The sequence below is a fragment of the Pantoea sp. SM3640 genome, assembly GCF_015654165.1.
GTDB lineage: Bacteria > Pseudomonadota > Gammaproteobacteria > Enterobacterales > Enterobacteriaceae > Pantoea > Pantoea vagans.
Genome location: NZ_CP064872.1, coordinates 2,581,477 through 2,607,243, shown reverse-complemented (window position 1 = coordinate 2,607,243; position 25,767 = coordinate 2,581,477). Strand labels below are relative to the sequence as shown.

22 protein-coding genes and 1 pseudogene are annotated in these 25,767 nt (G+C 58.0%); 13 read left to right on the top strand and 10 right to left on the bottom strand.

What is annotated here, in order from left to right; translation table 11 throughout:
* Positions 1–103: 103 nt before the first annotated feature.
* Positions 104–262, bottom strand: a pseudogene (locus tag IV493_RS12125) (molecular chaperone DnaJ); the annotation flags it as partial.
* 449 nt (positions 263–711) lie between these two features.
* A complete protein-coding gene (locus IV493_RS18575; protein ID WP_049788858.1) occupies positions 712–1,044 on the bottom strand; it encodes a hypothetical protein in 333 nt (110 codons plus the stop codon).
* A 155-nt stretch (positions 1,045–1,199) separates the two neighbouring features.
* Here IV493_RS18575 and IV493_RS12115 point away from each other — a divergent pair, with 155 nt between their 5' ends.
* Positions 1,200–1,778 (top strand): TetR/AcrR family transcriptional regulator, encoded by a 579-nt coding sequence (locus tag IV493_RS12115; protein ID WP_230299970.1) that lies wholly within the window; start codon positions 1,200–1,202, stop codon positions 1,776–1,778.
* A 33-nt stretch (positions 1,779–1,811) separates the two neighbouring features.
* On the opposite strand, the gene IV493_RS12110 is transcribed toward IV493_RS12115, so the two are convergent.
* Positions 1,812–2,591: a BPL-N domain-containing protein gene (locus IV493_RS12110; RefSeq protein WP_195857200.1), complete on the bottom strand. Its 780-nt coding sequence runs from the start codon at positions 2,589–2,591 to the stop codon at positions 1,812–1,814.
* A gap of 675 nt (positions 2,592–3,266) precedes the next feature.
* Here IV493_RS12110 and IV493_RS12105 point away from each other — a divergent pair.
* The 3 genes from IV493_RS12105 (at position 3,267) to idi (ending at position 7,152) form a co-directional block, all read left to right on the top strand.
* Positions 3,267–4,376: a suppressor of fused domain protein gene (locus IV493_RS12105; RefSeq protein WP_195857199.1), complete on the top strand. Its 1,110-nt coding sequence runs from the start codon at positions 3,267–3,269 to the stop codon at positions 4,374–4,376.
* Between the two features lie 191 nt (positions 4,377–4,567).
* Positions 4,568–6,463, top strand: a complete 1,896-nt coding sequence (locus tag IV493_RS12100) for a methyl-accepting chemotaxis protein (protein WP_135909628.1) — start codon at positions 4,568–4,570, stop codon at positions 6,461–6,463.
* 146 nt (positions 6,464–6,609) lie between these two features.
* Complete coding sequence (idi, locus tag IV493_RS12095) at positions 6,610–7,152, top strand: isopentenyl-diphosphate Delta-isomerase (RefSeq protein ID WP_013357221.1); 543 nt, start codon at positions 6,610–6,612, stop codon at positions 7,150–7,152.
* A gap of 55 nt (positions 7,153–7,207) precedes the next feature.
* Here idi and IV493_RS12090 read toward each other — a convergent pair whose 3' ends face one another.
* Entirely contained in the window at positions 7,208–8,683 is a 1,476-nt protein-coding gene (locus tag IV493_RS12090; protein ID WP_195857198.1) for an MFS transporter, read from the bottom strand.
* A gap of 306 nt (positions 8,684–8,989) precedes the next feature.
* Here IV493_RS12090 and IV493_RS12085 point away from each other — a divergent pair, with 306 nt between their 5' ends.
* The 4 genes from IV493_RS12085 to IV493_RS12070 are packed head-to-tail and all read left to right on the top strand — an operon-like array spanning position 8,990 to position 12,739.
* The gene (locus tag IV493_RS12085; protein ID WP_107319444.1) at positions 8,990–9,901 is read left to right on the top strand and encodes an ABC transporter substrate-binding protein; all 912 of its coding nucleotides are present in this window, start codon (positions 8,990–8,992) and stop codon (positions 9,899–9,901) included.
* 3 nt (positions 9,902–9,904) lie between these two features.
* On the top strand, positions 9,905–11,080 hold the full coding sequence (locus tag IV493_RS12080; protein WP_195857197.1) for an ABC transporter permease: 1,176 nt from the start codon (positions 9,905–9,907) through the stop codon (positions 11,078–11,080).
* On the top strand, positions 11,073–12,020 hold the full coding sequence (locus tag IV493_RS12075) for an ABC transporter ATP-binding protein (protein WP_033782408.1): 948 nt from the start codon (positions 11,073–11,075) through the stop codon (positions 12,018–12,020). The genes IV493_RS12080 and IV493_RS12075 overlap by 8 nt, the downstream gene beginning before the upstream one ends.
* The gene (locus IV493_RS12070; RefSeq protein WP_033782410.1) at positions 12,008–12,739 is read left to right on the top strand and encodes an ABC transporter permease; all 732 of its coding nucleotides are present in this window, start codon (positions 12,008–12,010) and stop codon (positions 12,737–12,739) included. Before IV493_RS12075 ends, IV493_RS12070 begins: the two co-directional genes overlap by 13 nt.
* Before the next feature lie 175 nt (positions 12,740–12,914).
* Here IV493_RS12070 and IV493_RS12065 read toward each other — a convergent pair whose 3' ends face one another.
* On the bottom strand, positions 12,915–13,649 hold the full coding sequence (locus IV493_RS12065; protein ID WP_013357228.1) for a MerR family transcriptional regulator: 735 nt from the start codon (positions 13,647–13,649) through the stop codon (positions 12,915–12,917).
* Between the two features lie 149 nt (positions 13,650–13,798).
* On the opposite strand from IV493_RS12065, the gene IV493_RS12060 reads away from it, so the two are divergent.
* The 4 genes from IV493_RS12060 to ybiB all read left to right on the top strand — a co-directional run bounded on the left by IV493_RS12060 (position 13,799) and on the right by ybiB (position 18,161).
* Positions 13,799–14,362, top strand: coding sequence for an XRE family transcriptional regulator (locus IV493_RS12060; RefSeq protein ID WP_095707489.1), 564 nt, complete (start codon positions 13,799–13,801; stop codon positions 14,360–14,362).
* Positions 14,359–14,877, top strand: coding sequence for a GNAT family N-acetyltransferase (locus tag IV493_RS12055; RefSeq protein ID WP_013357230.1), 519 nt, complete (start codon positions 14,359–14,361; stop codon positions 14,875–14,877). Before IV493_RS12060 ends, IV493_RS12055 begins: the two co-directional genes overlap by 4 nt.
* 123 nt (positions 14,878–15,000) lie before the next feature.
* The gene (dinG, locus tag IV493_RS12050; protein WP_195857196.1) at positions 15,001–17,169 is read left to right on the top strand and encodes an ATP-dependent DNA helicase DinG; all 2,169 of its coding nucleotides are present in this window, start codon (positions 15,001–15,003) and stop codon (positions 17,167–17,169) included.
* A 26-nt stretch (positions 17,170–17,195) separates the two neighbouring features.
* On the top strand, positions 17,196–18,161 hold the full coding sequence (gene ybiB / locus IV493_RS12045; RefSeq protein WP_195857195.1) for a DNA-binding protein YbiB: 966 nt from the start codon (positions 17,196–17,198) through the stop codon (positions 18,159–18,161).
* Between the two features lies 1 nt (position 18,162).
* Here ybiB and IV493_RS12040 read toward each other — a convergent pair whose 3' ends face one another.
* From IV493_RS12040 to hutH, 3 genes are all read right to left on the bottom strand, one after another.
* Positions 18,163–19,320, bottom strand: a complete 1,158-nt coding sequence (locus tag IV493_RS12040) for a M20 aminoacylase family protein (RefSeq protein WP_195857194.1) — start codon at positions 19,318–19,320, stop codon at positions 18,163–18,165.
* Positions 19,321–19,520: 200 nt separating this feature from the next.
* On the bottom strand, positions 19,521–21,206 hold the full coding sequence (hutU, locus tag IV493_RS12035) for a urocanate hydratase (protein ID WP_195857193.1): 1,686 nt from the start codon (positions 21,204–21,206) through the stop codon (positions 19,521–19,523).
* A gap of 15 nt (positions 21,207–21,221) precedes the next feature.
* Entirely contained in the window at positions 21,222–22,772 is a 1,551-nt protein-coding gene (gene hutH / locus IV493_RS12030) for a histidine ammonia-lyase (protein ID WP_195857192.1), read from the bottom strand.
* A gap of 326 nt (positions 22,773–23,098) precedes the next feature.
* Here hutH and hutC point away from each other — a divergent pair, with 326 nt between their 5' ends.
* A complete protein-coding gene (gene hutC, locus IV493_RS12025; protein ID WP_013357236.1) occupies positions 23,099–23,854 on the top strand; it encodes a histidine utilization repressor in 756 nt (251 codons plus the stop codon).
* Here hutC and IV493_RS12020 read toward each other — a convergent pair.
* Both IV493_RS12020 and IV493_RS12015 read right to left on the bottom strand, forming a co-directional pair.
* Positions 23,838–24,380 (bottom strand): HutD family protein, encoded by a 543-nt coding sequence (locus IV493_RS12020; protein WP_195857191.1) that lies wholly within the window; start codon positions 24,378–24,380, stop codon positions 23,838–23,840. The genes hutC and IV493_RS12020 overlap by 17 nt on opposite strands.
* A complete protein-coding gene (locus IV493_RS12015) occupies positions 24,377–25,732 on the bottom strand; it encodes a formimidoylglutamate deiminase (protein ID WP_195857190.1) in 1,356 nt (451 codons plus the stop codon). Before IV493_RS12015 ends, IV493_RS12020 begins: the two co-directional genes overlap by 4 nt.
* Positions 25,733–25,767: the final 35 nt, after the last annotated feature.

Sequence of the window (25,767 nt, the reverse complement as noted above, 5' to 3'; positions counted from 1 at the left end):
AATTTCTGAGTTCCCCTTAACGGATATGTTGTGCTGAATAGTACAGCAATTAAAAAAGCCCCTGCACTGCAGGGGCTTTTTATGTTTACCGTTGCGTTTCCGCTTAGCGAGTCAAATTGTCGAAAAACTTTTTGACGCCATCGGGAAAGCTTTTTGAACGCCGACTGTTCTTCTTTCCCACCACACCACCAAAGCCCTCTTCCAGCTTACGTAGCAGCGCCTTTTGTTTCTCGTTAAGGCTAACCGGCGTTTCAACCACGACAAATGGAGTTCAATGGCGTGCGCATGAAAGGGCCATCTGACTCAAACGTTTTCGTGACGGAGTTTTACGATTTCTTTCCGGGCTGAAATGTCCCCTTTGTGACACAAGCAAAAATCCAATGTGGTCCGTTTGCCCACTAAGAACACTTCACCTGATCGTTTCAGCAATGTTCAACAGGGGTGTCTGCTCATTTCATCATCACTGCTTAGTGACCTTTAGTATCAGGCAACCTCTCGGCTGTGCGCCGCTACTTTACGCCTGATAAATCAGATAAAAGGGCGTGAAATCGACTCTATGCCCAGCATAATTAAAAACAGAAGAAAACACTGCCTGAAGCGCATGGGACTAATACGTGCCCGCACCTTCTGGCCGAGCCACATTCCGGCCAGAGCAGGGAGTATGGATATAAATGAAAGTGAAAATTGCTCTATCCGGAACGCGTCATGAAGCTAAAGTCCTGCCGCCAGCGCAATCGTAGACACGGTAAATGACAGGCCAGGGGCCTGGACGTGTTCATCGTTACTGAAACGAAGCGACTGAAGATAGAGAACGGCTGGCATAACAAATAGACCTGTCGCACCGGTTAGCAGGCCTGTTATGAAGCCAGTAACGGGTGACAACCCTTTCTCCCGAGCCTGAGTAACGGTAAGCGATGGAGAAACTATCGCTAAAACAGCATATACGATTAAAGCCACACCCAGGCCGAACGCTGACCAGGCGGGATTAATGCTAATCAGAAGCGAAGATGCTGCCACCGTACCAGCCAGTATAAGCAGCAGCATCAGCCAGAAGCGCCTGACGATCAGAATGACGAAGCAGGCGTCGCGTTATAAGTTAAGGCTGATATATGCCGCAGCTTACCTTTTATAGCTGTTAGCGTTGAGTTCCTGAAACTGGTATTATGCGAAAATGAAAATTTAAAAAGACGTTATTGAAAATGAAAGTCGATTCATTCAAAGATCTTATAAAGAAAGCCGCTTTGAACCTTTTTAAAGAGAAGGGGCTGAACAATGTCTCAACGCGAGACCTGAATGCCCGGCTTAATATTTCCAGAAGCCATATGTATCATTACTATAGTAACTGGGATGAGCTTAAGCTCGACGCCATAAAAAAGATGCTGGATGATGATGTTAATGACTATCTCCTGAAATTAAAAGAGCGCAAAACTGGCACAATATCAGAGGAGCTATTGTTTTTTTTAGATTATCTGCTGCCAGATGCTCCCTCTTCGCACTGGATTCTCTATCTTGAAATATGGCCTCTTTCAGCAAGAGATCAGCGTTATGCTGACCTTATTCACGCCAATTTAATGCAGTGGAATGACATCGTCGAAGATATCATTACGCGTGGTATCGAAGTGGGGGAATTTACCTCTGCCAATAGTCAGGTTTCAGCCCGACAAATTGCGGCTGTGCTTGATGGTTATTCAAGCATGATCATACTTGATTATTCTGCTGAAAAACGCGCTCTCTTTCTTGAAGAAATTTTTAAGTTTTCTCTTCAGATGGTGAGATAAAGATGAGCGCAGACGTTCCGGCTTTACCCGTGCTCATTGATGACTGACGTCCAGATATTTCAGTAGTTTTATCATTTTGCGCTCAGTGGGGATGTATCCTGGTTGGCTGGCATCGATCCAGCTTTCGTCAGCTTCAGGGTGAGGTCCGGTCAGTACCACTTTCCCTTTTCCATAGGTATAGGCCGCCATGGCAACATCGCCATTACTGTACCAGGCGATGGGAGTGAACCCTCTGCTGGCGGAACTGTTATTCAGATAAGGACCATCCTGATAATAAGCTGATTCTTTCTTTCCTCCCCACAGTATTGTTAACGTGTAATCGTCCTCATCCGTAGCTTCTGCGCCCGGTCTTCCTGCTTCGGTATCCAGAGGTGCGTCGATCAGACCTATCCAGTCTTTATCAGCAAGATAAGCGCCCATGCAAAGGCCAAGAAATCCCTTACCAGAGCGAACAAAATTCCGGATGGCTTCTGCACCCTCATCGCCTATAGCATTATAAGCTGCGGGAATATCCTGTCCGCCCCCTGGCTGAATATAGAGGTCAAATTTTTTGAGATTACTGCTGTTTAGTTTTAAATTCTCATTTTCTCCAATATAGCTGACAGAGAGATTCAAACCTGTTTTTACAAGCGATTTCACCACCATTTCTGAGCAACCTTCACAGCCAGCTTCCCCCCGATAAACAGCGATGTTAACGGGGTTTGTGCCATCAGAATAGGCTGCTGGCGCATAGCCTGCCGAGGCTGCCATCAATGCTGAGGTAAAGACAAAAGCGCCCAGATAGCGTCTGCAACGGAATTTATCGGACTTCATTACATATCCCTTAGTGTTCGACAGAAAAAATAAACAGACAGTGAAAAAGAGAATGATAGTAAAAACTCTAAATTAGAGCGGTTGCCCTAATTTACAGTTGAGGTCATAGTTGTCAAGTTTTAATTTATTCACAGGAAAGTGATTTATCTTTCATTCAGATTGGTTGTGTTGATTAAGCAAGGTAAATACTGCCGGATATCATAAAAAAGAGTCATGTATCGGGAATAGTACCGATCCTGTTCAACATGAGCTTTTCTTATGACCTGAAAGTAAGGATAAAAGTTAAGAGGATGCCAGTCAGGATGATTATCAGTAAGTTATGAAATCAGGCGCGTCTTCCGTATCCGACTCAATAGCACCGCAGAATGGACAAACTTTTATTGGCGGGAGACCTTGCGCAAGGGACCCATGTGCGTGCGGATTAGCCTTTTTATTCTTAGTGAGGAGTGGGCAGAAACCTGCAGGCTCTGTTTTTGTTTGCTCCAATAGCCCCAAAGCCGCTATCTCGCATGACGTTGAAATCAGGCCTCGCTTCTTCTTACAGCCTTTACCCTGCTTTATCCAACCCCCAACTCCCCACACTTTGAGACTATTACCCTTGTCTCAGCGTGCGGCAGCCAGGATCCTGCTCTATTCTCGGGGAAAATGGATTCCTCCAGGCTTTGTCGAGGCACTATGACGTACAAATCCCTGATTGCTGAAGTCCACAATCAGCAGCGCACCCTGACCGCCATTGTCGAACAGGATGAGCGCACCGCCTATTTTTACATCTGGCCAACCGACCTGTTCCGCAGTCAGTATGCGGTGCGTGGCTGCTGGCTTCGTAACCTGCTGCCTGCACCGGCACAGGAAGATCGTGAGGCAATGGAGCAGGGCATCGCGCCGCTGCTCAGCGCCGAGTATTGCCGTAATCTGGAAGCGGAGCCCGCGCTGGACCCGGCGGGTCTGCAGGTGCTGTGGGAGCCTTCTGATGATGGCGCGGCGCTGTGGTATTACGGCCAGCTGCTGGCGGTGATCCCCGGCTGGAGCCTCTATCAGGAGAAGCAGGTGAGCTTCTCTGCGGGCTGCATCAAAAAGAACCGGCTGACGGCCCCGCTGGGCTCGGCATCGACCAACGACTACTACGCCCGTGCGGAGCATCAGCGTCAGTTCTGGCGCGAATGGCACGACGGCAGCGAGTGGGACAGGGTCCAGCAGGATCTTATGGCCTGCTATCAGGCGCGCTTTGGCGAGTCAGTGAAATATTACGCGATCGATCAGGGCAGCTGGCCGCCGATGGCGATCTCGCAGCACTGGCATCAGGGCGTATGGTATTTCCTGACGCTCGGCATGAGCATCCGGCCCATGCCGCAGGTCGATTACCTGTTTGATGAGCTGGCACCGCAGTATCGCCGTATCGAACTGGGCATGGCGGTCGACGGTGAAATCATGACCGAAGGCAACGCGGTGCAGATGGCGAGTGCACTGGCGGAGTTCGTGCATCTGCCGTGGGCGCGGCTCACCTGGCTGGGTGAGGGCCACACGCTGGCGTCGGAAGTGGCTCCCGTCGGCTTTGAAAGCTTCCTGCTGGCGAATGAACTGGCAACCGAACACGCGCAGTTCAAGCTGCCCAAGCGCGATGGCGATCGACCTGCTTTGCTCTGGACCACGCCTGTCACCGAAGCGGAGCGTCAGTTCGCGCAGGCCGATGAACATGGCGGCCAGAAGTTACGGGAATTGTTAACAGCGGAGGGCAACGATCATGTCTTCCGTCCGCGCCAGCAGGTGATCAATCCTGAGGAATAGGCCAGCAATAACGCGCCTGTTCACGCGATCCCCGGCAACAGTCGGGGACGTGATAGTCCCGTCTTGAAATTAAATTTTTACAAAAATCAAACATTTCTCAAATATGTGATCCCGCTCATCTCAAGTTCCTGTTTAGTGAGCCGTTAACCCGGATCAGGCAATCGCGCCGCACCAGGTTCAGGGGAACAAAGATGTTTAAAACAACACAATCCCGCTTCACCGCAACAATGATCGCGTTCTTTGTTGCGCTTTTACTCGTTACAGTTTGGGTCATCAATCAGTTCGTCGCGCCACAGCTGGTCGACAGCGAAAGTCGTCTGGTCCGCTATCAGGTCGATTCACTCGCCTCCGGCATCGTTGAACAGATGAACCGCGTGCAGGCACAGCAGCGTGCGATTACCGAAGCTGCCTCTGTCATGGACAGCGCCACTATCGACACCCTGTTACCGACGCTGGTGAACCAGTATCAGGACAGCAATGTGTTTGGTGGCGGTATCTGGCCACTGCCAAACCGTCGCGATCCGGCCAAAGAGAAAGACAGCAGCTTCTTTGCCCGTAATGCCAGCAATGAATTACAGGTCAACACCTACTGGAACTCCGACGCCGCCGATAAATACTGGGAGCAACCCTGGTACAAAGATGGTCTGGCTGCCGCGAAAGGGCAGTGCGCCTGGGCAAAAGCCTATCAGGATGCCGCCAGCCCGCAGCCGCGTACCAACTGCGCCATGGCTATCTACCGCAATGGCTCGGCCTGGGGTGTTGCCACCATCGACGTGACCCTGGGGTTCTTTAACCAGCTGGCGAAGCAGATGGGTGAAACTATTCACGGCAATGTGCTGATAGTCGAAGCTGACGGCAAAGTCGTGGGCAATGGCGCGCTGGTGAATGCCGCGCCGAAGCTGGAGAACCTGGCTGACGTGCAGATGCCGATGGCCGCGCCGCTGAAAACGCTGCTGAACGGCGTGGGCAATCAGCCGCTGGAAACCACCTATGACAGCAGCGAAGGCGAGCAGACCCTGTTCGTGCAGGCCATTCCTGGCAGCCCGTGGTATCTCGCCAGCAGCCTGCCAACCAGCCTGCTGAAAGCGCAGTCGCACAACATGCTGACCCGTCTGGGTCTGGTGCAGATCCCACTGGCGGTCATTCTGCTGCTGGTGTCGCTGGGCTTTGTCCGCGCCATGATGAAACGCCTCAACGTGCTGAACAGCAACATCGAAGCGCTGTCGACCGGTGGTGCCGATCTGACCCAGCGTCTGCCAGCCAGCAACAGCCCGGAGTTCAACGCTGTCGCGCAGAGCTTTAACCAGTTCATCAGCTATCTGCAGGGACTGTTGCAGCAGGTGGGCGACAGCGCACTGGCGATTACCGCTGCCTCGCGCGAAATTGCCAGCGGCAACGCCAATCTCTCCTCCCGTACCGAAGATCAGGCCAGCTCGATTGTTGAAACGGCCGCGTCGATGGAGCAGCTGACCGGCACCGTGCGTCAGAACGCCGACAACGCCACTCACGCTAACCAGCTGGCGGGCGATGCCTCGCAGGTGGCCGCGCGTGGCACCGAAGTAGTCCGTCAGGTGGTCACCACGATGGGTGAGATTCATCACTCGTCCCGTAAAGTGGTCGACATCATCAGTGTGATCGACAGCATCGCCTTCCAGACCAACATCCTGGCACTCAACGCTGCGGTAGAAGCTGCCCGGGCCGGTGAACAGGGCCGTGGTTTTGCGGTAGTTGCATCGGAAGTACGTAACCTGGCGCAGCGTTCAGCTAACTCGGCGCGTGAGATTAAAAAGCTAATCGAAGAATCCGTGGCAAACATCGATACCGGCAGCGCGCTGGTTGAGCAGGCGGGTCAGACCATGGATGAGCTGATGAAGGGGGTAAGCAGCGTAACGACCCTGATGAGCGAAATCATGTCCGCCAGCCGCGAGCAGAGCCTGGGTATCGAACAGGTTAACGTGGCGATTACTCAGCTTGATGGCACCACACAGCAGAACGCCGTGCTGGTAGAGCAGGTTTCTGCTGCCGCGCAGGCGATGGAGTCGCAGAGCACCCAGCTTGAGCAGGTGGTTCAGAGCTTCCGACTGTAATCCTCTTTCAGGCCAGCCTTGCTGGCCTGATTTTCTCTCTGCTTCATCTGCTTATCTCCGCCTGAGACGCGCAAAAATTCCGCGATGTTCCCCCCAGACTGCTTATTCTGTGCCAGAATAGTTGGGAATAATCTCAAGGAAAAGCCATGTCTGCTATTGAAGTTATCCTCGTTGACCACCTCGATCGTCCCACCGGCAAAATGGAAAAGCTGGAAGTGCATGAAAAAGGATTACTGCACCGCGCGGTGACGGTCTACGTCTTCAATTCCCGGCAGGAGCTGTTACTGCAGCGGCGTGCCAGCGATAAATATCACTGTGGTGGCTTGTGGAGTAATACCTGCTGTGGCCATCCTTATCCGCATGAATCGACCCGCGACGCCGCCGAGCGCCGTCTGCGTGAAGAGATGGGGATGATCGTGACGCTGACGCCGGTATTTGAGCTGAGCTATAACCTGAAGCTGAGCAACGGCCTGACCGAGCATGAATATGGTCACGTCTTCTTTGCCGTCTGCGACAGCCTGCCGCAGCTGAATCCGCAGGAAGCCGATGCCTTCGATTATCGTCCGATGACGCTGATTGAGCAGCAGATGCAGCAGCAGCCGCAGCAGTTTACGCCGTGGTTTTTGCATACCTTCCCGCGTATCCCGGACTATCTGGAGCAGTTTCCTTTCCCGGCCGTAACGGCATAAAAAAACCGCACCGAGGTGCGGTTTTCCTGCGCTCTATTTACGCCCTGACCGCTGTTTAACGCGGCAGCTCAAAATCCTCTGCATCCACATCATAGCCTGATGGTTCCCAGCGGATCGCCAGCAGCGCCAGCAGTCCGGCCAGCGGGGCCAGGAAGATCACCCAGAACACGCCAGTGCCCAGCGCGGCAACCAGCACCGGGAACAGAAACAGCGACACAGTCGAACTGCCGCGCATCAGCGTCTGGTTGAAGCCGACGCCCACGCCGCGCAGCGAAGTCGGGTAGCTCAGCGACGCAAAGGTCATGGTATGAGACCCCGGCCCGAAGCCCTGACCAAACAGGAACAGCGCCAGCATGCCGATCGCCAGCGCGGCTTCCTGACCGCCTTCCGGACGACCAATCAGCGCCAGACCCAGCAGCGCCACGCACTGACAGCCATAACCCGCCACCGACATCTTCCACGCACCCAGACGCGGCACCAGTCGCACCGCCAGAATCCCGCCGACAAAGGCGAACAGCAGATTCAGCGCCAGTGACACCAGAATGGTGGTGAGCATCGACTGAGCAAAGAAGCTGGAGATAATCACCGGCAGACCAAACGCCACCGCATTATAGGCAAACGACGAGGCGATAGAGGTGATGGTCGCCAGCAGCGTGCGGCGGCGATAAACGCCCTGCAGCAGCGCGCCATAGTTGCGCCAGCTCGCCTTGCGCACGGGGGTGGCAGCGGTCAGCCCGGCGTCGGGTGCCACCTGCGCGTTGATGTTCCAGGCACTGCGTAAAATCGCGGCGGCCCCGTTCAGATCGCCCTGATTAGCCGCCCATACCGGCGATTCACTCATGTAACGGCTGCGGATGGCGATGATAACAATCGCCGGAACGGCCCCAAAACCGAGGATCAGCCGCCAGAGCCAGTCGGTGTGGCTTTCAGGCAACACCGCATAAAGCAGCAGCACCAGCAGATAAGAGATGCTGATCGCCGCGTACCAGGTCGGACACCACATCGCCACGCTGGCGGCTTTATTCCCCTTGCCGCGTAGCTTTGAAAACTCCGCCAGAAACGCCATCGCCACCGGCAGATCGATCCCGACGCCCAGTCCCATCACAAAGCGCGCGCCAGCCAGCACAGACTCGTTCGGGGCAAACGCACAGGCGATGGCGGCCACCACGAAAAAGAACATATCGGCCATAAAGACCCGATAACGGCCAATTTTGTCGGTGAGATAGCCGCCAATCAGCGCGCCGATGATCGCGCCGAAGGTGATGGCCGAGGCGACCATGCCGGTGCCGGTCGGAGTGAGACTAAACTCGCGCGTGATGTCTTTAATGCCAAACGCCAGCGCGCCCAGGTCGTAGGCGTCAAGGAACACGCCGCCCAGTGCAATCGCCACCACAATACGGGCATTGTTACGGGCGCTGTCGCCGCTGTTCACTAAACGGGAGACGTCAGCTGCGCTGCGAATCCACTGTGTTTCGCCACCGGGCGAACTCCCTGCTGTTGCCACATGGGCGGAAGAGGTCAGGTCGGACATGATGTTGTACGTCTTTTATTATAAAAACAGATTTTCGAGAATAGCCGTTTAGACGCCCAGACGTAAATTCATTTCGGTTATAGATAATAATTTTTTAATCCCAAATCGTTATCAATTTGCGATAAAGTCAGCTGCATCGCCGCCGCGCCAGGCTACGCTTTTAAGGCAGATTATTTCCGCTGCACGCCTTGTCAGTCTCCCTCTCAGCGGCAGGCGAGCAGCCTCAACGCTAAGGCGTCTCATGCCTTGCGAGTCATCACGCGAAAACATCATGCAAAAACAACAAACTGCGATAAGGAAAAGACCATGGTCAGAATTCGGGGTTGGGTGGGAGTCAGCGCGTTGCTGCTCAGTATGGGGATGGCACAGGCGGCGGATCCTGTGCGGGTCGGCTCCAAAATTGATACTGAAGGATCACTGCTGGGCAACGTAATCCTTCAGGTTCTGGAAAAGCACGGCGTAAAAACCGTCAATAAAATCCAGCTCGGCACAACACAGGTGGTACGCGGTGCCATCACGGCGGGCGAGCTTGATATCTACCCCGAATATACCGGCAACGGCGCGTTTTTCTTCAATGATGAAAAAGACAGCGCCTGGAAGAATGCCGCCGCTGGCTACGAAAAGGTGAAGAAGCTGGATGCGGAGAAAAACCATCTGGTGTGGCTGACACCGGCTCCGGCCAACAACACCTGGACCATTGCCGTGCGTAAAGACCTGGCGGAGAAAAACCAGCTCACCTCGCTGGCCGATCTCAGCGCCTTTCTGAAAAAGGGCGGCACCTTCAAACTGGCCGCCTCAGCCGAATTTATCGAACGCAGCGATGCTTTACCGGCCTTTGAAAAAGCCTACGGCTTTGACCTCAAGCAGGATCAGCTGCTGTCGCTGGCGGGCGGCGATACTGCTGTGACCATCAGCGCGGCGGCGCAGCAGACCTCTGGCGTTAACGCGGCGATGGCCTACGGCACCGACGGTCCGGTGGCGGCACTGGGTCTGCAGACGCTCAGCGATCCCAAAGGTGTTCAGCCGATTTACGCGCCGACGCCGGTGATCCGCGAATCAGTACTTAAAGCCTATCCGCAGATTGCCGACTGGCTGAAGCCAGTCTTCAGCGCGCTTGATGAAAAAACGCTGCAACAGCTCAACGCCAAAATTGCGGTCGACGGCCAGGACGCCAGCAGCGTAGCGACCGAGTGGCTGCAGCAGAAAAAGCTGCTGTAACCGATGCAGATATCGCGGGACGCGATACGCCGTCCGGCTCAGCAGCCGGTGGCTTTGCTGCTGCTGACGCTGCTGAGCCTGGCGCTGGTGACTTTGCCGTTCCTTAACTTCGCCCCGAATCGTCTGGTGGCGGGTGAACCCCTGATGGGCTGGCAGATAAACCGCTTCGGGCTGTTGCTGCTGCCGCTGGTGACGCTGTGGCTGCTGCTGTGGCGTCAGTCCGGGCGCGTCACGCTGATGGTGGCGCTGCTGGCGGCTGAACTGATGCTGGCGGCGATCATCTGGCTCAGCGGTCATCAGGCAACGTTGCTGAGTCAGCAGGGCAGCCGTCTGGCGCGCACCAGCTTTGCCAGCGGCCTGTGGTGCAGCGGTGCGCTGATCCTGCTGCTGATCACCGATCAGGTGCGGCAGCTGACCCCGCATCGGCTGGCACAGCTGCTGCTTAATCTGCAGGTCTGGCTCCTGCCGCTGTTGCTGCTGTTCAGTGGCCAGCTCGCCGATCTCTCCCTGCTGAAAGAGTATGCCAACCGTCATGCGGTGTTTGATGCGGCGCTGAGCCGTCATCTTACGCTACTGGCCGGTACGGTCTTGCCTGCATTGATGATTGCGCTGCCGCTGGGCGTCACGCTGTTCCGGCGGCCCGGCTGGCAGGGAAGTGTCTTCGGTGTACTGAATGTGATTCAGACGGTGCCGTCAGTGGCGCTGTTTGGTCTGCTGATTGCGCCGCTGGCCGGTCTGGCTCAGCATTTTCCGTGGCTCGGTGACTGGGGTATCAGCGGCATTGGTATGGCCCCGGCGCTGATCGCCCTGGTGCTTTATGCACTGTTGCCGCTGGTGCGCAGCGTGGTCGTAGGTTTACAACAGGTGCCGCAGGAGGTGCGCGAAAGCGCGCGCGGCACGGGCATGAGCGGCTGGCAGCAGTTTATCGCGGTGGACGTGCCGCTGGCGCTGCCGGTCTGGCTCGCGGGCCTGCGTGTCGTCGTCGTGCAGACGCTGGGCATGGCGGTGGTGGCGGCGCTGATTGGTGCGGGCGGCTTTGGCGCGATTATTTTCCAGGGGCTGTTAAGCAGTGCGCTGGATTTGGTGTTGCTGGGCGTTATCCCGGTGATTGCGCTGGCGGTCGTCATTGATGCGCTGTTCCGCCTGCTGATCTCACTGCTGGAGAGAAAAGATGATTGAGTTTGATGGCGTTTCCCGCGCCTTTAACGGTAAAGCGGCGGTAAAAAATCTGTCGCTGCAGGTAGCAAAAGGGGAATTCTGCGTACTGCTCGGTACCTCCGGCTCCGGCAAATCGACCACGCTGAAAATGATCAACCGGCTGGTGGAGTTTGATAGTGGTGAGATCCGCTTTGCCGGTGAGTCGATTCGCCAGCTCGATGCCCGTATATTACGCCGACGCATGGGCTATGCCATTCAGTCGATTGGCCTGTTTCCGCACTGGACGGTGCGGAAGAATATCGCCACGGTGCCGGTCCTGCTGGGCTGGTCCAGAGCGCAGATCGATGAGCGCATCGCGGCGCTGCTGGCGCTGCTGAACCTTGACGCGCAGCTGCTGAATCGCTATCCGCATCAGCTCTCCGGCGGGCAGCAGCAACGGGTGGGCGTGGCGCGGGCACTGGCGGCTGACCCGGAAGTGCTGCTGATGGATGAGCCGTTCGGCGCACTCGATCCGGTGACGCGCGGCGTGCTGCAGCAGGAGATGCTGCGTATTCATCGGCTGTCGGGCCGCACCATCGTGCTGGTGACGCATGACATCGACGAAGCGCTGACGCTGGCAGATCGCATCGTGCTGATGGATAACGGTGAAATTGTCCAGCAGGGCAGGCCGGCAGAGCTGCTGACCCAGCCAAAAAATGACTTTGTGCGCGACTTCTTTGGCCGCAGCGAGATGGGCGTCCGGCTGCTGTCGCTGGAACAGGTCGGAAATGCGGTACGGCGTGGAGAATGGTTTGCAGGCGAACCGATCGCTGCCGCACTGACGCTGCGGGATGCGCTATCGCAGTTTATCGCCCGGCGCACTGATAAACTGCCGGTCGTTGACGATCGGCAGCAGCCGCTGGGCGTGCTCCACTTTGGCGACCTGCTGCAATTGCGCGAGGGCTTAACATGCGCAGGCTAAGGGATCCGCTGCTGTGGCTGGTGCTGTTCTATGGCGCGCTGCTGACCCTGATGCCTTACAGCGGGCCGCTGTTTCACCGCTGGTTTCCCGAACTGGCACGGCCACTCTATCAGCAGGAGAGCTTCTGGCAGCTGACGCTGGCGCATCTGTTTCTGGTGGTCACCGCCAGCCTGCTGGCCATTGTTATCGGCATTGGCAGCGGTGTGCTGGTGACCCGGCGAGCGGGGCGCGCTTTCCGGCCGCTGATGGAAACTATCGTGGCGGCGGGGCAGACTATTCCGCCGGTGGCGGTACTGGCGATTGCGGTGCCGGTAATGGGCTTTGGCGCGTGGCCGGCGGTGGTGGCGCTGCTGCTGTACGGATTACTGCCGATTTTACAGGGTACGCTGGCGGGCATTGATAGCGTACCCGCCAGCAGCCGGGAGATTGCCATCGGGGTCGGCATGAGTAGCTGGCAGCGGTTGTGGCAGATTGAACTGGCGCTGGCTGCACCGGTGATCATCGCCGGGATACGCACGTCGGTAATCATTAACATCGGCACCGCGGCTATCGCTTCGACGGTGGGCGCGAAAAGTCTGGGGTCGCCGGTGATTATCGGCCTGAGCGGGTTTAATACAGCTTATGTAATTCAGGGAGCACTACTGGTGGCGCTGCTGGCAATAGTGAGCGATCGCCTGTTTGAACGCCTGCAGCGCTGGCTTAGCGTGAGTGAACAATAAGAGAGTATCCCACCAGCATCAGACCGCTGGTGCCGCCGAGAGCCATAATGAAAAACAGCGTGGCGAAAAAGGCTTTTTTGACATTCATGGATGAAACCTGAGCTTGTTAACAGTGAGGCGGGGATAATAGCGCGCGCAAGGCAGGAGGCAAAGTGCCCGGCGTGCGTTTTTGTTATCAGGCCGGTTCGTGTAACCGCACGCCATAGCCCTGTTCCTGCCAGTGTGACAGTTGCTCCTGCTGACGACGGGTCAGTTTTTTACCGGTAAAGACAAACATATTCATGCCGGGGAAGAGTTCAGGACGGGGAACATCCAGCGGTTCTGCCAGTACATCAATCCGCCAGCCATGCTGAGACAGACGCCAGCCTTCCAGCCATATACGTGTGCGATCGTCGATGCCCCAGCCAATAATCAGCGCATCTTTACCCGATTTTTTGCGACTGGCGGTCAGACAGAATGCAACATAGTCGATCAGCAGACCATCAAGCAGACTGCACATGGTGCGGGCTGTGTTCTGATCCAGACTCAGCTTCTGGCGCACCGGCATGAAAACGTGATCAATCAGCGCATCAATCGGATGTTCGCGACCAATCGCGGCAATTTTATTACGAAGTTTAGCAGGTCTGACGTGGCGCAGTACGCTAATCAGCTCATCCTGCAGTGTGGTCCAGCCATCGTGTGCATCAACATCGCCACCTTCCAGCAGTGCCTTCACTTTACCGACCGGCACGCCACTTTCGATCCAGCGCATAATCTCTTCGATGCGCTGCACATCCTCTTCGTCAAACTGACGATGTCCGCCTTCGGTACGTTGCGGCTTCAGTAAGCCATAACGACGCTGCCAGGCGCGCAGGGTGACTGGGTTTATGCCACAGCGCTCGGCGACGTCACCGATACTGTATAAGGTCATAAATTCCTCTTTCGATTGGTCTGAGTGCGATTACCATAACGAAGCAAACTAAGTTGTACAATACATTTCTTAATGTACAACTTGACTGATACGGCTTTTCCAGGCTATATCTCAAATAAGATAATTATTCCCACAAATGAGAAAAAACCATGCCGGAGCTGAATACGGAGCAACGACTGGCGGTGCGGCTGGCAGAATTACGCCTGCAACGCGGCTGGTCTCTTGATGAACTTTCTGTCGCTACCGGCATCAGCCGCGCGACATTATCGCGCATTGAGCGAAGCGAGACCAGTCCCACGGCTGCATTGCTTAATCGTCTGTGTGTCGCCTACGGCTTAACGATGTCGCGCCTGCTCAGTGAAGTGGAAGAAGAGTCCAGGCTGCTGGTCAGAAATGAGCAACAGCCGGTGTGGCAGGATGACGCCAGCGGCTTTGTCCGCCGGAATATTTCACCACCTGCCGTTCATTTTAGATGCGAACTCGTAGAGGGCAAGTTACGGCCTGGTGCGCGTATCGATTATGATGCGCCACCCATTCAGGGGCTGGAGCAGCATATCTGGCTGCGCGAGGGTGGTCTCACCGTCACGATGGGGTCTCAGGCGTGGACGCTACAGCCCGGCGACTGCCTGCGGTTTCATCTGATCGGAAAATCGGCTTTTGAGGCGCACCTGACTGACGGCGCGCGTTACTTACTGGTGGTGGCGAAACCATGACGGATTACGCAACGCTCAGCGCGACCCAGGCACAACAGCTGCTGGGCGAACTGACCGACGTTTTGCAGGGCTGCGTGGCAGACGGTGCCAGCGTCGGCTTTATTGATCCCGAAGATAGTGAGGTGATGGTGCGATTCTGGCAGCAGCGGATCGCCAGCATCACCAGTGGCGACAGCGAACTTATCGTCGCGCGTCAGCACGGTCGCATCGTGGCCACGGTCATCCTCAGCCGTAGCGGCATGCCTAATGGCCGCCACCGCGCAGAGATCAGTAAACTGCTGGTGCATCCGCAGGCGCGCCGTCAGGGTATCGCCCGTGAACTGATGCAGCGTGCGGAGCGGCGAGCACGCGCGCAGGGCAAAACCCTGCTGGTGCTGGATACACGCAGCGGCGATGTCGCGAGCGACCTCTATCGCTCGCTGGGCTGGCAGGTAGCGGGGTCGATTCCCTGTTATGCCGAATCCATCGCAGGCGTGCTGGATGCCACCACCTATATGTACAAAGTTCTGGCGTAAAACACCGCCGTCGGACAATCGCTGAAATTTACGACACGGCACGAAAAATTCGGCGCGAAAGCTGACGTCGCCAGGATACTGTGTAAAAATACAGGCCATTTTTTCGGTGTGGTAACGCAAATCATGGCCCTGACAGCCGCAGTAAAAAGCCAGATAGCGCAGTGGTATAAAGCGCTTCAGCAGCAGGTGCCTGATTTTATTCCGCGTGCGCCGCAGCGCCAGATGATCGCCGAAGTAGCGAAATGCCTGGCGGGTGACGACGCGCGTCATCTGGCGGTCGAAGCGCCGACCGGCGTGGGAAAAACCCTCTCTTATCTGATTCCGGGCATCGCAGCCAGCCGCGCTCAGGAAAAGCAGCTGGTGATCAGCACCGCCAACGTGGCGCTGCAGGATCAAATCTTCACCAAAGATCTGCCGCTGCTGAAGAAAATCATCCCCGATCTCACTTTTACCGCCGCCTTTGGTCGCGGGCGCTATGTCTGTCCGCGCAATCTGGCGGCGATGGCGGCCGATGACGATCAGCAGGGCGATCTGCTGCTTTATCTGGACGATGACGCCGTCAGCAGCACCAAAGAAGAACAGACGCAGTGTGGCCGCTTACAGAAATCGCTGGATCGCTACCAGTGGGATGGTCTGCGCGATCACAGCGAGGAGAACGTCAGCGACAGCCTGTGGCAGCGACTCTCTACTGATAAAGCGAGTTGTCTGGGTTCGCACTGCCACTGGTATCGTGAATGTCCGTTCTTTGTGGCGCGGCGCGAAATCGAGCAGGTGGATGTGGTGGTAGCGAACCATGCGCTGGTGATGGCGGCGATGGAGAATGAGTCGGTGCTGCCACCCGCTAAAAACCTGATGCTGGTACTGGATGAAGGACATCATCTGCCGGAAGTGGCCCGCGATGCGCTGGAGATGAGCGCCGACATCACGCCGGGCTGGAGCAGCCTGCAGCTCGACCTGTTTATCAAGCTGGTCGAGAGCATCATGACGCAGACGCGGCCAAAATCGCCGCCGCCACTGGTGAATCCGGAACGGCTGAAGGCGCACTGCGATGAGCTGCGCGAACTGCTGACTATTACCGCGCAGGCGCTGAATCCGTTGCTGCCGCCCAATAACCAGCCGGGCGAATTTCGCTTTGTGCTGGGCGCGCTGCCGCAGGAGCTGCTGGATCTCTGCGCCCGGCTGTTTAAACTTAGCGATGCCCTGCGGGGACTGAGCGAAGGCCTGATTAATGCGCTCAGTGAGCAGACCGGCAAGGTCGATATGGTGCGGCTGCATCGCAACCTGCTGCAGCTCAACCGGCAGTTTGGCTGGTTCGAATCGGTAAGCAAGCTCTGGCGGCTGGCGGCGATGGAAAAAGCCTCTGGCGCGCCGGTATCGAAGTGGATTACCCGCGAGCTGCGCGAAGGCCAGGCGCATCTGCTGTTTCACTGCGCCGGCATCCGCGTCAGCGACCAGCTGGAGAAGATGCTGTGGCGCAAAATTCCGCATGTCGTAGTCACCTCCGCCACGCTGCGATCGCTCAACAGCTTCAATCGCCTGCAGGAGATGTCGGGGCTTAGCGAAAAAGCGGGCGACCGCTTTGTGGCGCTCGACTCACCGTTTAACCATGTGGAGCAGGGCAAGCTGGTGATCCCGCAGATGCGCCTGGAGCCGCTGATGACGCACGAAGCGGAGCACATTGCCGAGATGGCCGGGTTCTTCCGTCAGCAGATGACGGAGAAGAAGCATAAGGGTGTACTGGTGCTGTTTGCCAGCAACCGGGCGATGCAGCAGTTTGTGGCCTGTCTGCCCGAACTGCGGCTCTCAATGCTGGTGCAGGGCGATCAGCCGCGCAGCCGCCTGGTGGATCTGCACCGTCAGCGCGTTACCCAAGGTGACACCAGCATTCTGATTGGCCTGCAGTCCTTTGCTGAGGGGCTGGATCTCAAAGGCGATTTGCTGAGTCAGGTGCATATCCACAAAATCGCTTTTCCCCCGGTGGACAGTCCGGTAATTTTGACCGAAGGCGAATGGCTGAAAAGCCTGAAGCGCTATCCGTTTGAGGTGCAGAGTTTACCCAGCGCCTCATTTACCCTGATTCAACAGGTCGGACGCCTGATTCGCAGCCATCAGTGTTATGGCGAAATCGTGATTTACGACCGCCGTCTGCTGAGCAAAGCCTACGGCAGCCGGTTGTTAGCCGCACTGCCGATCTTTCCGATTGAGCAGCCGGAAACGCCAGAGCCGGCAGCGATACCGGCCGCCGTGGTGCCAAAGCACACCGTGCGTAAACGCCGTCCCACGCGGCGCTGAGCCGCGCACTTAACCGGAAGCGAGTGATGGAACTGAATAAAATCATTAAAGAGGTGGGTCGCGGTAAAAATCATGCCCGCGATATCGACTTTGACACTGCCGTGGCGCTCTATGGCGCGATGCTGGCGGGCGAAGTGCCGGATCTGGAGTTGGGCGCTATTCTGATTGCGCTGCGTATTAAAGGCGAAGGTGAAGCCGAAATGCGCGGCTTTTATCAGGCGATGCAGGCGCAGATGATGCAACTGCGTGCGCCGGAAAACCGCCCGATGCCGGTGGTGATCCCCAGCTACAACGGCGCACGCCGCCAGGGGAATCTGACGCCGTTGCTGGCGTTGCTGCTGGTGAAACTTGGCTTCCCGGTGCTGGTACACGGCGTCAGCGACGACGCGACACGCATCACCAGCGAAGCGGTGTTTGCCGCGCTGGGTATCGCCCCCGTCACCACCGCAGAGGCGGCGCAGGCAAAACTCAATCAGGGCCTGGCATTTATCACCATCGATCATCTCTGCCCGCCAATGGCGAAACAGCTATCGCTGCGCTGGCGGATGGGGGTGCGTAACAGCGCCCACACGCTGGCAAAACTGGCCACGCCGTTTGCGGAGCGGGCAGCGCTGCGGCTGTCGAGCGTCTCGCATCCTGAATATATACCGCGTGTGGCGAAATTCTTCAGCGACATCGATGCGTCTGCGATACTGCTCAATGGCACCGAGGGGGAGGTCTATGCCAATCCCCAGCGCTGCCCTGCGATCAGTATGATTCAGGGTGCAGGCGCGGAAGCGGAAGTGTGGGTTGAACGTCAGCCGGAAGTGGCGGTAGAACTGCCGGCAGACAAGACGGCAGAAGTCACTGCGCGATGGATTGAAGAGGTACTGAATCAGCAGCGCCCGGTGCCTGCGTCACTGCGACTGCAGCTCGCCTGCTGCCTGCGCGCCAGCGGCCAGTGCGACTCGCTGGCAGCGGCAGAGCAGCAGATCCTCGCCGCCGGGTACTGACTCAGGCTACCGGCAGCGCCTGTTCAACCAGGTTCTGCCAGAAACGGATGCCGATCGGCAGCAGCGCGTCGTTGAAGTCATAGCGGGCGTTGTGCAGCGGCGCGGAAGGCGCTTCGCCGTCTGCGCCCAGCCAGAAGTAAGCGCCGGGACAGGCTTCCATCATGCAGGCAAAATCTTCTGACGCCATCGATGGATTAACCTGCCAGTGAACCTGTTCAGCACCCAGTGTTGAGAGCGCCACCTCGCGCACCTGCTCAGCCGGGGCCACATGGTTGGCGGTGACCGGATAGCCCGGCAGCCACTCAATCTCACCGCTCACGCCAAACGGACGCGGCAGGGTTCCGACAAACTCATCAATCAGCCCGCGCACTTTTTCGCGCACGCTGGTCTGCAGGCAGCGCACCGTGCCGCGTAAAACAATCTGCTCCGGGATGACGTTAATCGCTTCACCACCGTGAATCTGCGTCACGCTGACCACGGCTGACGCCAGCGGCGAGAGCCGGCGTGACGGAATGGTCTGCAGCGCCAGAATCAGCTCGGCCGCCACCACCATCGGGTCGGCACCGCTTTCCGGCATCGCCGCGTGGCAGCTTTTGCCGTGCAGCGTAATTTCAAACGAATCCAGCGACGCCATCATCGCGCCAGGGTTGACCGCCAGTGAGCCGAGCGGCAGTCCCGGCCAGTTGTGCATGGCGTAGATCGCATCCATCGGAAAGCGCTGGAACAGCCCCTCTTCCACCATTTTGCGTGCCCCGCCCAGATTCTCTTCGGCAGGCTGAAAGATGAAATGCACCGTGCCGCTGAACTGACGAGTGGCGGCCAGCTGGCGGGCGGCAGCCAGCAGAATAGCGCTGTGACCGTCGTGTCCACAGGCGTGCATCACGCCTGGCGTCGCAGAACGCCACTCGGCATCACCTTTTTCCGTAATCGGCAGCGCATCCATATCTGCACGCAGCCCGATAACCGGGCCGGGACCGTTTTCCAGTGTGCCGATGACGCCGGTGCCCGCCAGGCCACGGAACACCTGCAATCCCGCCTGCGCTAACTCTTCCGCAATAAACTGGCTGGTTTGCTGTTCCTGGTAACCTAATTCGGGATGGCGATGAAACTCACGACGCCAGCGCAGGGCATCTTCAAGCAGGGCAGGGGAAAGGGTCATGCAGAGTCGCGCTCCATACAGAATGAGAAGATTTCACTTTAGTGGTCGGGTGATGCCGCGTCTATCGCCGTCAGGACTAAATCTGGCTATAGGCTAAATCAAAATGGAATAAGTAATAAGGAAGTGATGTTTATGCCAGAGGGTAAGAATGGAATAGCGGGGGAAAACGGGGCAAGCTGCTGCTCGCCCCGGTCAAAGGATTACTTATGCATCGGCAGGTTCAGGCCATGTTCAGCCGCGCACTGCTGCGCCAGCTCATAGCCTGCGTCGGCATGACGCATCACACCGGTGGCCGGGTCGTTCCACAATACGCGACCCAGACGCGCATCAGCTTCTTTGCTGCCGTCACAGACAATCACCACACCGGAGTGCTGTGAGAAGCCCATGCCGACACCGCCGCCATGATGCAGGCTGACCCAGGTTGCGCCGCCTGCGGTATTCAGCAGGGCGTTGAGCAGCGGCCAGTCTGAGACCGCATCCGAGCCATCTTTCATCGCTTCGGTCTCACGGTTAGGAGAGGCGACCGAGCCGCAGTCAAGATGGTCGCGGCCAATCACGACCGGCGCTTTCAGCTCGCCGTTGCGGACCATTTCGTTGAACGCCAGACCGGCAAGATGCCGTTCACCCAGTCCCAGCCAGCAGATACGGGCAGGCAGGCCCTGGAAGGCGATGCGCTCCTGCGCCATATCCAGCCAGCGATGCAGCGTTTTGTGGTGCGGGAACAGCTCTTTGAGTTTGGCGTCGGTCTTGTAGATATCTTCCGGATCGCCGGAGAGCGCGACCCAGCGGAACGGGCCTTTGCCTTCGCAGAACAGCGGACGGATATAGGCTGGCACAAAGCCAGGGAAATCGAACGCGTTGCTGACACCCTCGTCCAGCGCCACCTGACGAATGTTGTTGCCGTAATCTACGGTCGGGATGCCCATATGACAGAAGTCGAGCATCGCCTGGACATGAACCGCCATTGAGGCGCGTGCCGCTTTTTCTACCGCCTTCGGCTGTGAGACGCGCTCCTGCTGCCAGCGCGCCAGATCCCAGCCAATCGGCAGATAGCCATTAATCGGGTCGTGCGCCGATGTCTGGTCGGTCACGATGTCCGGCTTCGGTCCACCCGCCTGGGCGCGTTTCACCAGCTCCGGCAGGATCTCAGCGGCATTACCCAGCAGGCCGACCGAAATCGCTTTTTTGGCGGCGGTGGCTTCGCTGATTAACGCCAGCGCTTCATCCAGCGTGGTGGCTTTGTAGTCCACGTAACGGGTACGCAGACGGAAATCGATGCGCGACTCCTGGCACTCAATCGCCAGTACACAGGCCCCGGCCAGTACACCTGCTAATGGTTGGGCGCCGCCCATGCCGCCCAGCCCGGCGGTAAGGATCCAGCGTCCGCTGAGGTCGTTGTTGTAGTGCTGACGGCCCGCTTCCACGAAGGTTTCATAGGTGCCCTGCACGATGCCCTGCGCACCAATATAAATCCAGGAACCGGCGGTCATCTGGCCGTACATCATCAGACCCGCTTTATCCAGCTCATGGAAGTGATCCCAGGTCGCCCAGTGCGGCACCAGGTTGGAGTTCGCCAGCAGCACGCGCGGCGCATCTGCGTGGGTGCGGAAGATGCCGACCGGCTTGCCGCTCTGGATCAGCAGCGTCTCATCCGGCTGCAGCGCCCGCAGCGAACGCAGGATCTGCTCGAAGCATTCCCAGTTGCGTGCTGCCTTACCGATGCCGCCGTATACCACCAGATCTTCCGGACGTTCGGCGACATCGGGATCGAGGTTGTTCTGAATCATGCGGTAAGCCGCTTCAATCAGCCAGTTGGCGCAGTGCAGCGTAGTACCGTGTGGTGCACGAATCTCACGTGCCACAGCCTGAGAAAGAGTTTCGCTCATGAAGGATTCCTTAATTCAAGAAGTTGGGCGCATGCTCGGCAGCAGCGCGGTCAATGCCTGAGGCCAGTCAGCGCGACTTGCCCACTGACGCATTGCCTCGATATCGGGTGCCAGCAGACGGTCTTCCTCAAGGAAGGCGACCTGCTCGCGAATGGTGTCGATGGCCTGCTCAATCAGCGTGGAGCTTTTGAGTGGCCGGTTAAATTCGATGCCCTGCGCCGCAGCCATCGCCTCGATGCCCACTACGGCGGCGCTGTTAAAGCACATGCTGCCGAGACGGCGGGCGGCGTAAGTCGCCATGGAGACGTGGTCTTCCTGATTCGCTGAGGTCGGCAGACTGTCGACGCTGCCCGGATGGGCCAGCGATTTGTTCTCAGAAGCCAGCGCGGCGGCGGTGACCTGGGCGATCATAAAGCCGGAGTTTACGCCGCCGTCACGCACCAGGAAGGGCGGCAGACCGGATAAGCCGCTGTCCAGCAGCAGCGCCAGTCGCCGTTCCGAGATGGCACCCACTTCGGCAATTGCCAGTGCCAGGATGTCAGCGGCAAAAGCCACCGGCTCAGCGTGGAAGTTGCCGCCGGAGATCACATCGCCGCTGTCGCTGAACACCAGCGGGTTGTCCGAGGCGGCGTTCGCTTCGATTTCCAGAATTCGCGCCGCGTGGCTGACGTTATCCAGGCAGGCGCCCATTACCTGGGGCACGCAGCGGATGGAGTAGGGGTCCTGAACGCGGCCGCAATGGGTATGCGACTGCAGAATTTCACTGCCCTCAATCAGGGTGCTGACGGCTGCCGCGACGGCAATCTGGCCCTGCTGGCCGCGCGCCTTGTGGATGCGGGCATCGAACGGTTTCAGCGAGCCTTTGATCGCTTCCAGCGACAGCGCACCGGCCATCAGACCGGCGGCAAACAGGTTCTCACCTTCAAACAGGCCGCGCAGCGCCAGCGCAGTCGAAACCTGGGTGCCGTTGAGCAGCGCCAGGCCCTCTTTCGGACCGAGCACAAACGGCGACAGGCCAACGCTTGCCAGTCCCTCGGTTGCCGGGATTAGCGTGCCATTGACCCGTACCTGACCTTCGCCCAGCAGCATCAGCGACATGTGCGCCAGCGGTGCCAGATCGCCAGAGGCGCCGACCGAGCCTTTTTCCGGAATGCAGGGCATTACGCCCGCGTTGAACAGCGCCAGCAGCGCCTCAACCAGTTCGATACGCACGCCAGAGTGACCGCGCGCCAGGCTGATGATTTTGGTGGCGACCACCAGGCGGGTGACATTGTCAGGCAGCAGATCGCCCAGACCCACGCTGTGTGACAGCACCAGATTGCGCTGCAGATCCGCCAGCCGGCTGGCCGGGATTTGCGTCTGTGCCAGCTTGCCAAAGCCGGTATTAATGCCATACACCACGTTGCCGGAGGCGACAATCGTCTCCACGGTCTGCTGCGCCGCCGCAATCGCCTGACGCGCACTGTCGTCAAGACTCAGCGTGACGTTACCCTGATAGATAGCGCGTAATGTGGCGAGGTCCACCTCGCCGGGCACCAGGCGCAATGCCTGAAACGAACCTGACATAGTCTACTCCTGTCTATACAAGTGTGCTGGCAAGGCTAAGCTGCTTTCCATGCCCTGAACCAGCGGAATAATGCGAGTGAAACATAAGCGTTAATTCTTGTCTATGCTTGTCTATACAATCAAACAGACTAAGCAAGTGCCGTGCCAGACCGATCACAAAAATCGAATGTCCACCTGGCGCGGGTCGCGGGTTAAACGCGACGGAGGGAGTGCACCATCAGGATGCGCAGACTGCACCAGTGGGGCACGGCGTGCGCTACTGGATGTATATACATTCACGCAGTGAGACAGTAAACTTAAGGGACTTTCAGCATAAGGAACAGCAAATGGTCGAGCATACGGCACTGGCACAACTGGCGGCGGCGATGAGCGATGAACCGGCCCCGATTTATCAGCGGGTGAAGCAGGCCATCGTCAGCCAGATCCGTGAAGGGTTGTGGAAAGCGAATCAGCGTGTGCCATCAGAAAGTGAACTGGTGAATGAGCTGGGCGTCAGCCGCATGACCATTAACCGGGCGCTGCGCGAACTGACCAGCGAAGGTTTTCTGGTGCGGATGCAGGGCGTCGGCACCTTTGTGGCGGAGATGAAAGGCTATACCGCTATGCTGGAGGTGCATAACATCGCCGATGAGATCGCTCAGCGCGGTCATCAGCACAGCTGTAAAATTCTCGCCATCGGTCAGGATAAAGCCGATCCTGAGCAGGCCGCCGTGCTGGGGCTTACCACCGGACAGACGCTCTACCATTCGCTTATTGTGCATTACGAAAATGATCTGCCGGTGCAGCTTGAGGATCGTCTGGTCAATCCGCTGGTCGCGCCCGACTACCTGACGCAGGATTATCAGCAGATGACGCCCTATACCTATCTGATGCGGGTCGCGCCGCTGACGGCAGGCGAGCACATTGTTGAAGCGGTGCTGCCCGATGCGCGTCAGCGTAAACATCTGTCGCTGGATGAACACGAACCCTGCCTGCTGATTCGCCGTCAGACCTGGAGCGACACAAAAATCGTCACCTATGCGCGACTGCTCTATCCCGGCTCACGCTACAAACTACTGGGGCGCTTCAGGGGACACGGTTAAGTCGGGTAAACAGCAGCCGGGCATCCGGCTCGCACGGGCTGAGTTGTGTTTCTTCATCGACCCACCACGCGCCCTGTTGCGCGGTCAGCCTTTCCCCGTCAGCGGTCTGCCACGCACCCGCCAGCACCCAGGCGACGCCGTGCAGGCTACTGACCGGTGCGGTAACCACCTCCACCGTAGCCTGCCATTCATCGCGTCGGGTCATGATATTAAAATCTTCGCTGACGCTACCCTGCAGCTGCGCCGTTAAGGCGAGTTCTCCGGCAAACGCCCAGGGCTTTTGCGGGGTTAAAAGGTGCTGCACGCCGGGCGCGGTTAACAACACCGGATCGCCATGCAGCAGGGTAATCACCCGATCGATGTCCGGAAAGGCGGAGAAGGGACCATCCTGCGCCAGGGTCGCAATGCTGGCGCGCCAGCCGAAGTGCTCAGCACCGGGCGGGAAGCTGATGATCTCGCGGGTTTCGCCGCCGCCGTTGCGCCAGCGGCTGACCGCCAGATCGTCGTACCTGAACCGGGCGATCATCGCAGTGCCGCCATCGCCTGAGCAAAGCGTGCTGCACACGCCGCCTGCTGCGGATGCACCCCATCTTCAATCACGGCTTTACCCGCCACATAAACGTCCCGAATCTGATCGCGCTGTCCGGCAAACAGCCAGCGGTTCAGCACCGCATGTGAATCCACGCTGCCGAGCCATGCATCATCGCGCAGCACCAGCCAGTCGGCACGTTGTCCCACCGCCAGCGCGCCCTGCTGAATGCCGCACGCCTGGGCTCCGCCCGCCGCGGCCTGCTGCCACAGCAAATCGCCTACCGAGGGCTGGCCGGGCAGGGTAATCCGGTTGCGACGCTGGTCACGCAGCCGCTGCGCATACTCCAGCCAGCGCAGCTCCTCCTGGGCGCTCAGCGAGACGTGACTGTCGGAGCCGATGCCCCAGCGTCCGCCCTGCGCGATATACTCCACTGCCGGAAAGATGCCGTCGCCGAGGTTGGCTTCGGTGGTCGGACAGAGACCCGCTACCGCGCCGCTTCGCGCAAGACGCGACAGTTCATCTTCATCCAGATGGGTGGCGTGGATCAGGCACCAGCGTGCATCCACCGCAAAGCGGTTCAGCAGCCAGGCTACCGGACGCTCGCCGCTCCACGCCAGCGAGTCATTGACCTCTTTCTGCTGTTCAGCCACATGAATATGCACCGGCAGCGCCGGATCGCTGGCCGCCAGCACCTCGTGCATCTGGCTTTCGCTTACTGCCCGCAGCGAATGGAAACAGAGGCCACGGTTCAGCAGGGGCCGCTGCTGCTGCCACGCATCCAGCCGCGCCTGCTGTTGCAGGTAGTGTTCGGTCTGCTGGATAAAACGCTTCTGACCCGCCGTCGCAGGCTGGCTGCCAAAGCCACTGTAGCTGTAGAGCACCGGCAACATTGTCTGACCAATACCGGCAATCTCCGCCGCTTCAATCAGCTGTTGCAGCATCGCGTCATCGCTGTAGGGCGCGCCGCTGGGGTCGTGATGGAGATAGTGAAACTCTGCTACCTGGGTGTAGCCGCCTTTCAGCATCTCGATGTAGAGCAGGGCGGCAATATCACCCACCTGCTCTGGCGTCAGGCGCTGCACCATGCGGTACATCAGGTCCCGCCAGGTCCAGAAGCTGTCCTGTGGATCGCCCGCCACTTCCGCCAGACCCGCCATCGCACGCTGGAAGGCGTGCGAGTGCAGGTTGGCGATGGCCGGGATCACCTCGCCGTTGAGGCGGATAGCCTGATCGGCGAGGCTGTCCGGGGAAATGGAGTCGATAAAACCGGCCTGATTGACCGTAATACGTACCTGCTGCTGCCAGCCCTCCGCCAGCAGTGCGCGCGGAGCAAAAAAAGTCGCCATGGTTGATCCTCATCGGATGTGGTTGTATATACATA

Bases quoted from the DNA above. Each gene is read 5' to 3' on its own strand.
- IV493_RS18575 (WP_049788858.1), bottom strand. From the start codon at position 1,044: ATGCTGCTGCTTATACTGGCTGGTACGGTGGCAGCATCTTCGCTTCTG.
- IV493_RS12115 (WP_230299970.1), top strand. From the start codon at position 1,200: ATGAAAGTCGATTCATTCAAAGATCTTATAAAGAAAGCCGCTTTGAAC.
- IV493_RS12110 (WP_195857200.1), bottom strand. From the start codon at position 2,591: ATGAAGTCCGATAAATTCCGTTGCAGACGCTATCTGGGCGCTTTTGTC.
- IV493_RS12105 (WP_195857199.1), top strand. From the start codon at position 3,267: ATGACGTACAAATCCCTGATTGCTGAAGTCCACAATCAGCAGCGCACC.
- IV493_RS12100 (WP_135909628.1), top strand. From the start codon at position 4,568: ATGTTTAAAACAACACAATCCCGCTTCACCGCAACAATGATCGCGTTC.
- idi (WP_013357221.1), top strand. From the start codon at position 6,610: ATGTCTGCTATTGAAGTTATCCTCGTTGACCACCTCGATCGTCCCACC.
- IV493_RS12090 (WP_195857198.1), bottom strand. From the start codon at position 8,683: ATGTCCGACCTGACCTCTTCCGCCCATGTGGCAACAGCAGGGAGTTCG.
- IV493_RS12085 (WP_107319444.1), top strand. From the start codon at position 8,990: ATGGTCAGAATTCGGGGTTGGGTGGGAGTCAGCGCGTTGCTGCTCAGT.
- IV493_RS12080 (WP_195857197.1), top strand. From the start codon at position 9,905: ATGCAGATATCGCGGGACGCGATACGCCGTCCGGCTCAGCAGCCGGTG.
- IV493_RS12075 (WP_033782408.1), top strand. From the start codon at position 11,073: ATGATTGAGTTTGATGGCGTTTCCCGCGCCTTTAACGGTAAAGCGGCG.
- IV493_RS12070 (WP_033782410.1), top strand. From the start codon at position 12,008: ATGCGCAGGCTAAGGGATCCGCTGCTGTGGCTGGTGCTGTTCTATGGC.
- IV493_RS12065 (WP_013357228.1), bottom strand. From the start codon at position 13,649: ATGACCTTATACAGTATCGGTGACGTCGCCGAGCGCTGTGGCATAAAC.
- IV493_RS12060 (WP_095707489.1), top strand. From the start codon at position 13,799: ATGCCGGAGCTGAATACGGAGCAACGACTGGCGGTGCGGCTGGCAGAA.
- IV493_RS12055 (WP_013357230.1), top strand. From the start codon at position 14,359: ATGACGGATTACGCAACGCTCAGCGCGACCCAGGCACAACAGCTGCTG.
- dinG (WP_195857196.1), top strand. From the start codon at position 15,001: ATGGCCCTGACAGCCGCAGTAAAAAGCCAGATAGCGCAGTGGTATAAA.
- ybiB (WP_195857195.1), top strand. From the start codon at position 17,196: ATGGAACTGAATAAAATCATTAAAGAGGTGGGTCGCGGTAAAAATCAT.
- IV493_RS12040 (WP_195857194.1), bottom strand. From the start codon at position 19,320: ATGACCCTTTCCCCTGCCCTGCTTGAAGATGCCCTGCGCTGGCGTCGT.
- hutU (WP_195857193.1), bottom strand. From the start codon at position 21,206: ATGAGCGAAACTCTTTCTCAGGCTGTGGCACGTGAGATTCGTGCACCA.
- hutH (WP_195857192.1), bottom strand. From the start codon at position 22,772: ATGTCAGGTTCGTTTCAGGCATTGCGCCTGGTGCCCGGCGAGGTGGAC.
- hutC (WP_013357236.1), top strand. From the start codon at position 23,099: ATGGTCGAGCATACGGCACTGGCACAACTGGCGGCGGCGATGAGCGAT.
- IV493_RS12020 (WP_195857191.1), bottom strand. From the start codon at position 24,380: ATGATCGCCCGGTTCAGGTACGACGATCTGGCGGTCAGCCGCTGGCGC.
- IV493_RS12015 (WP_195857190.1), bottom strand. From the start codon at position 25,732: ATGGCGACTTTTTTTGCTCCGCGCGCACTGCTGGCGGAGGGCTGGCAG.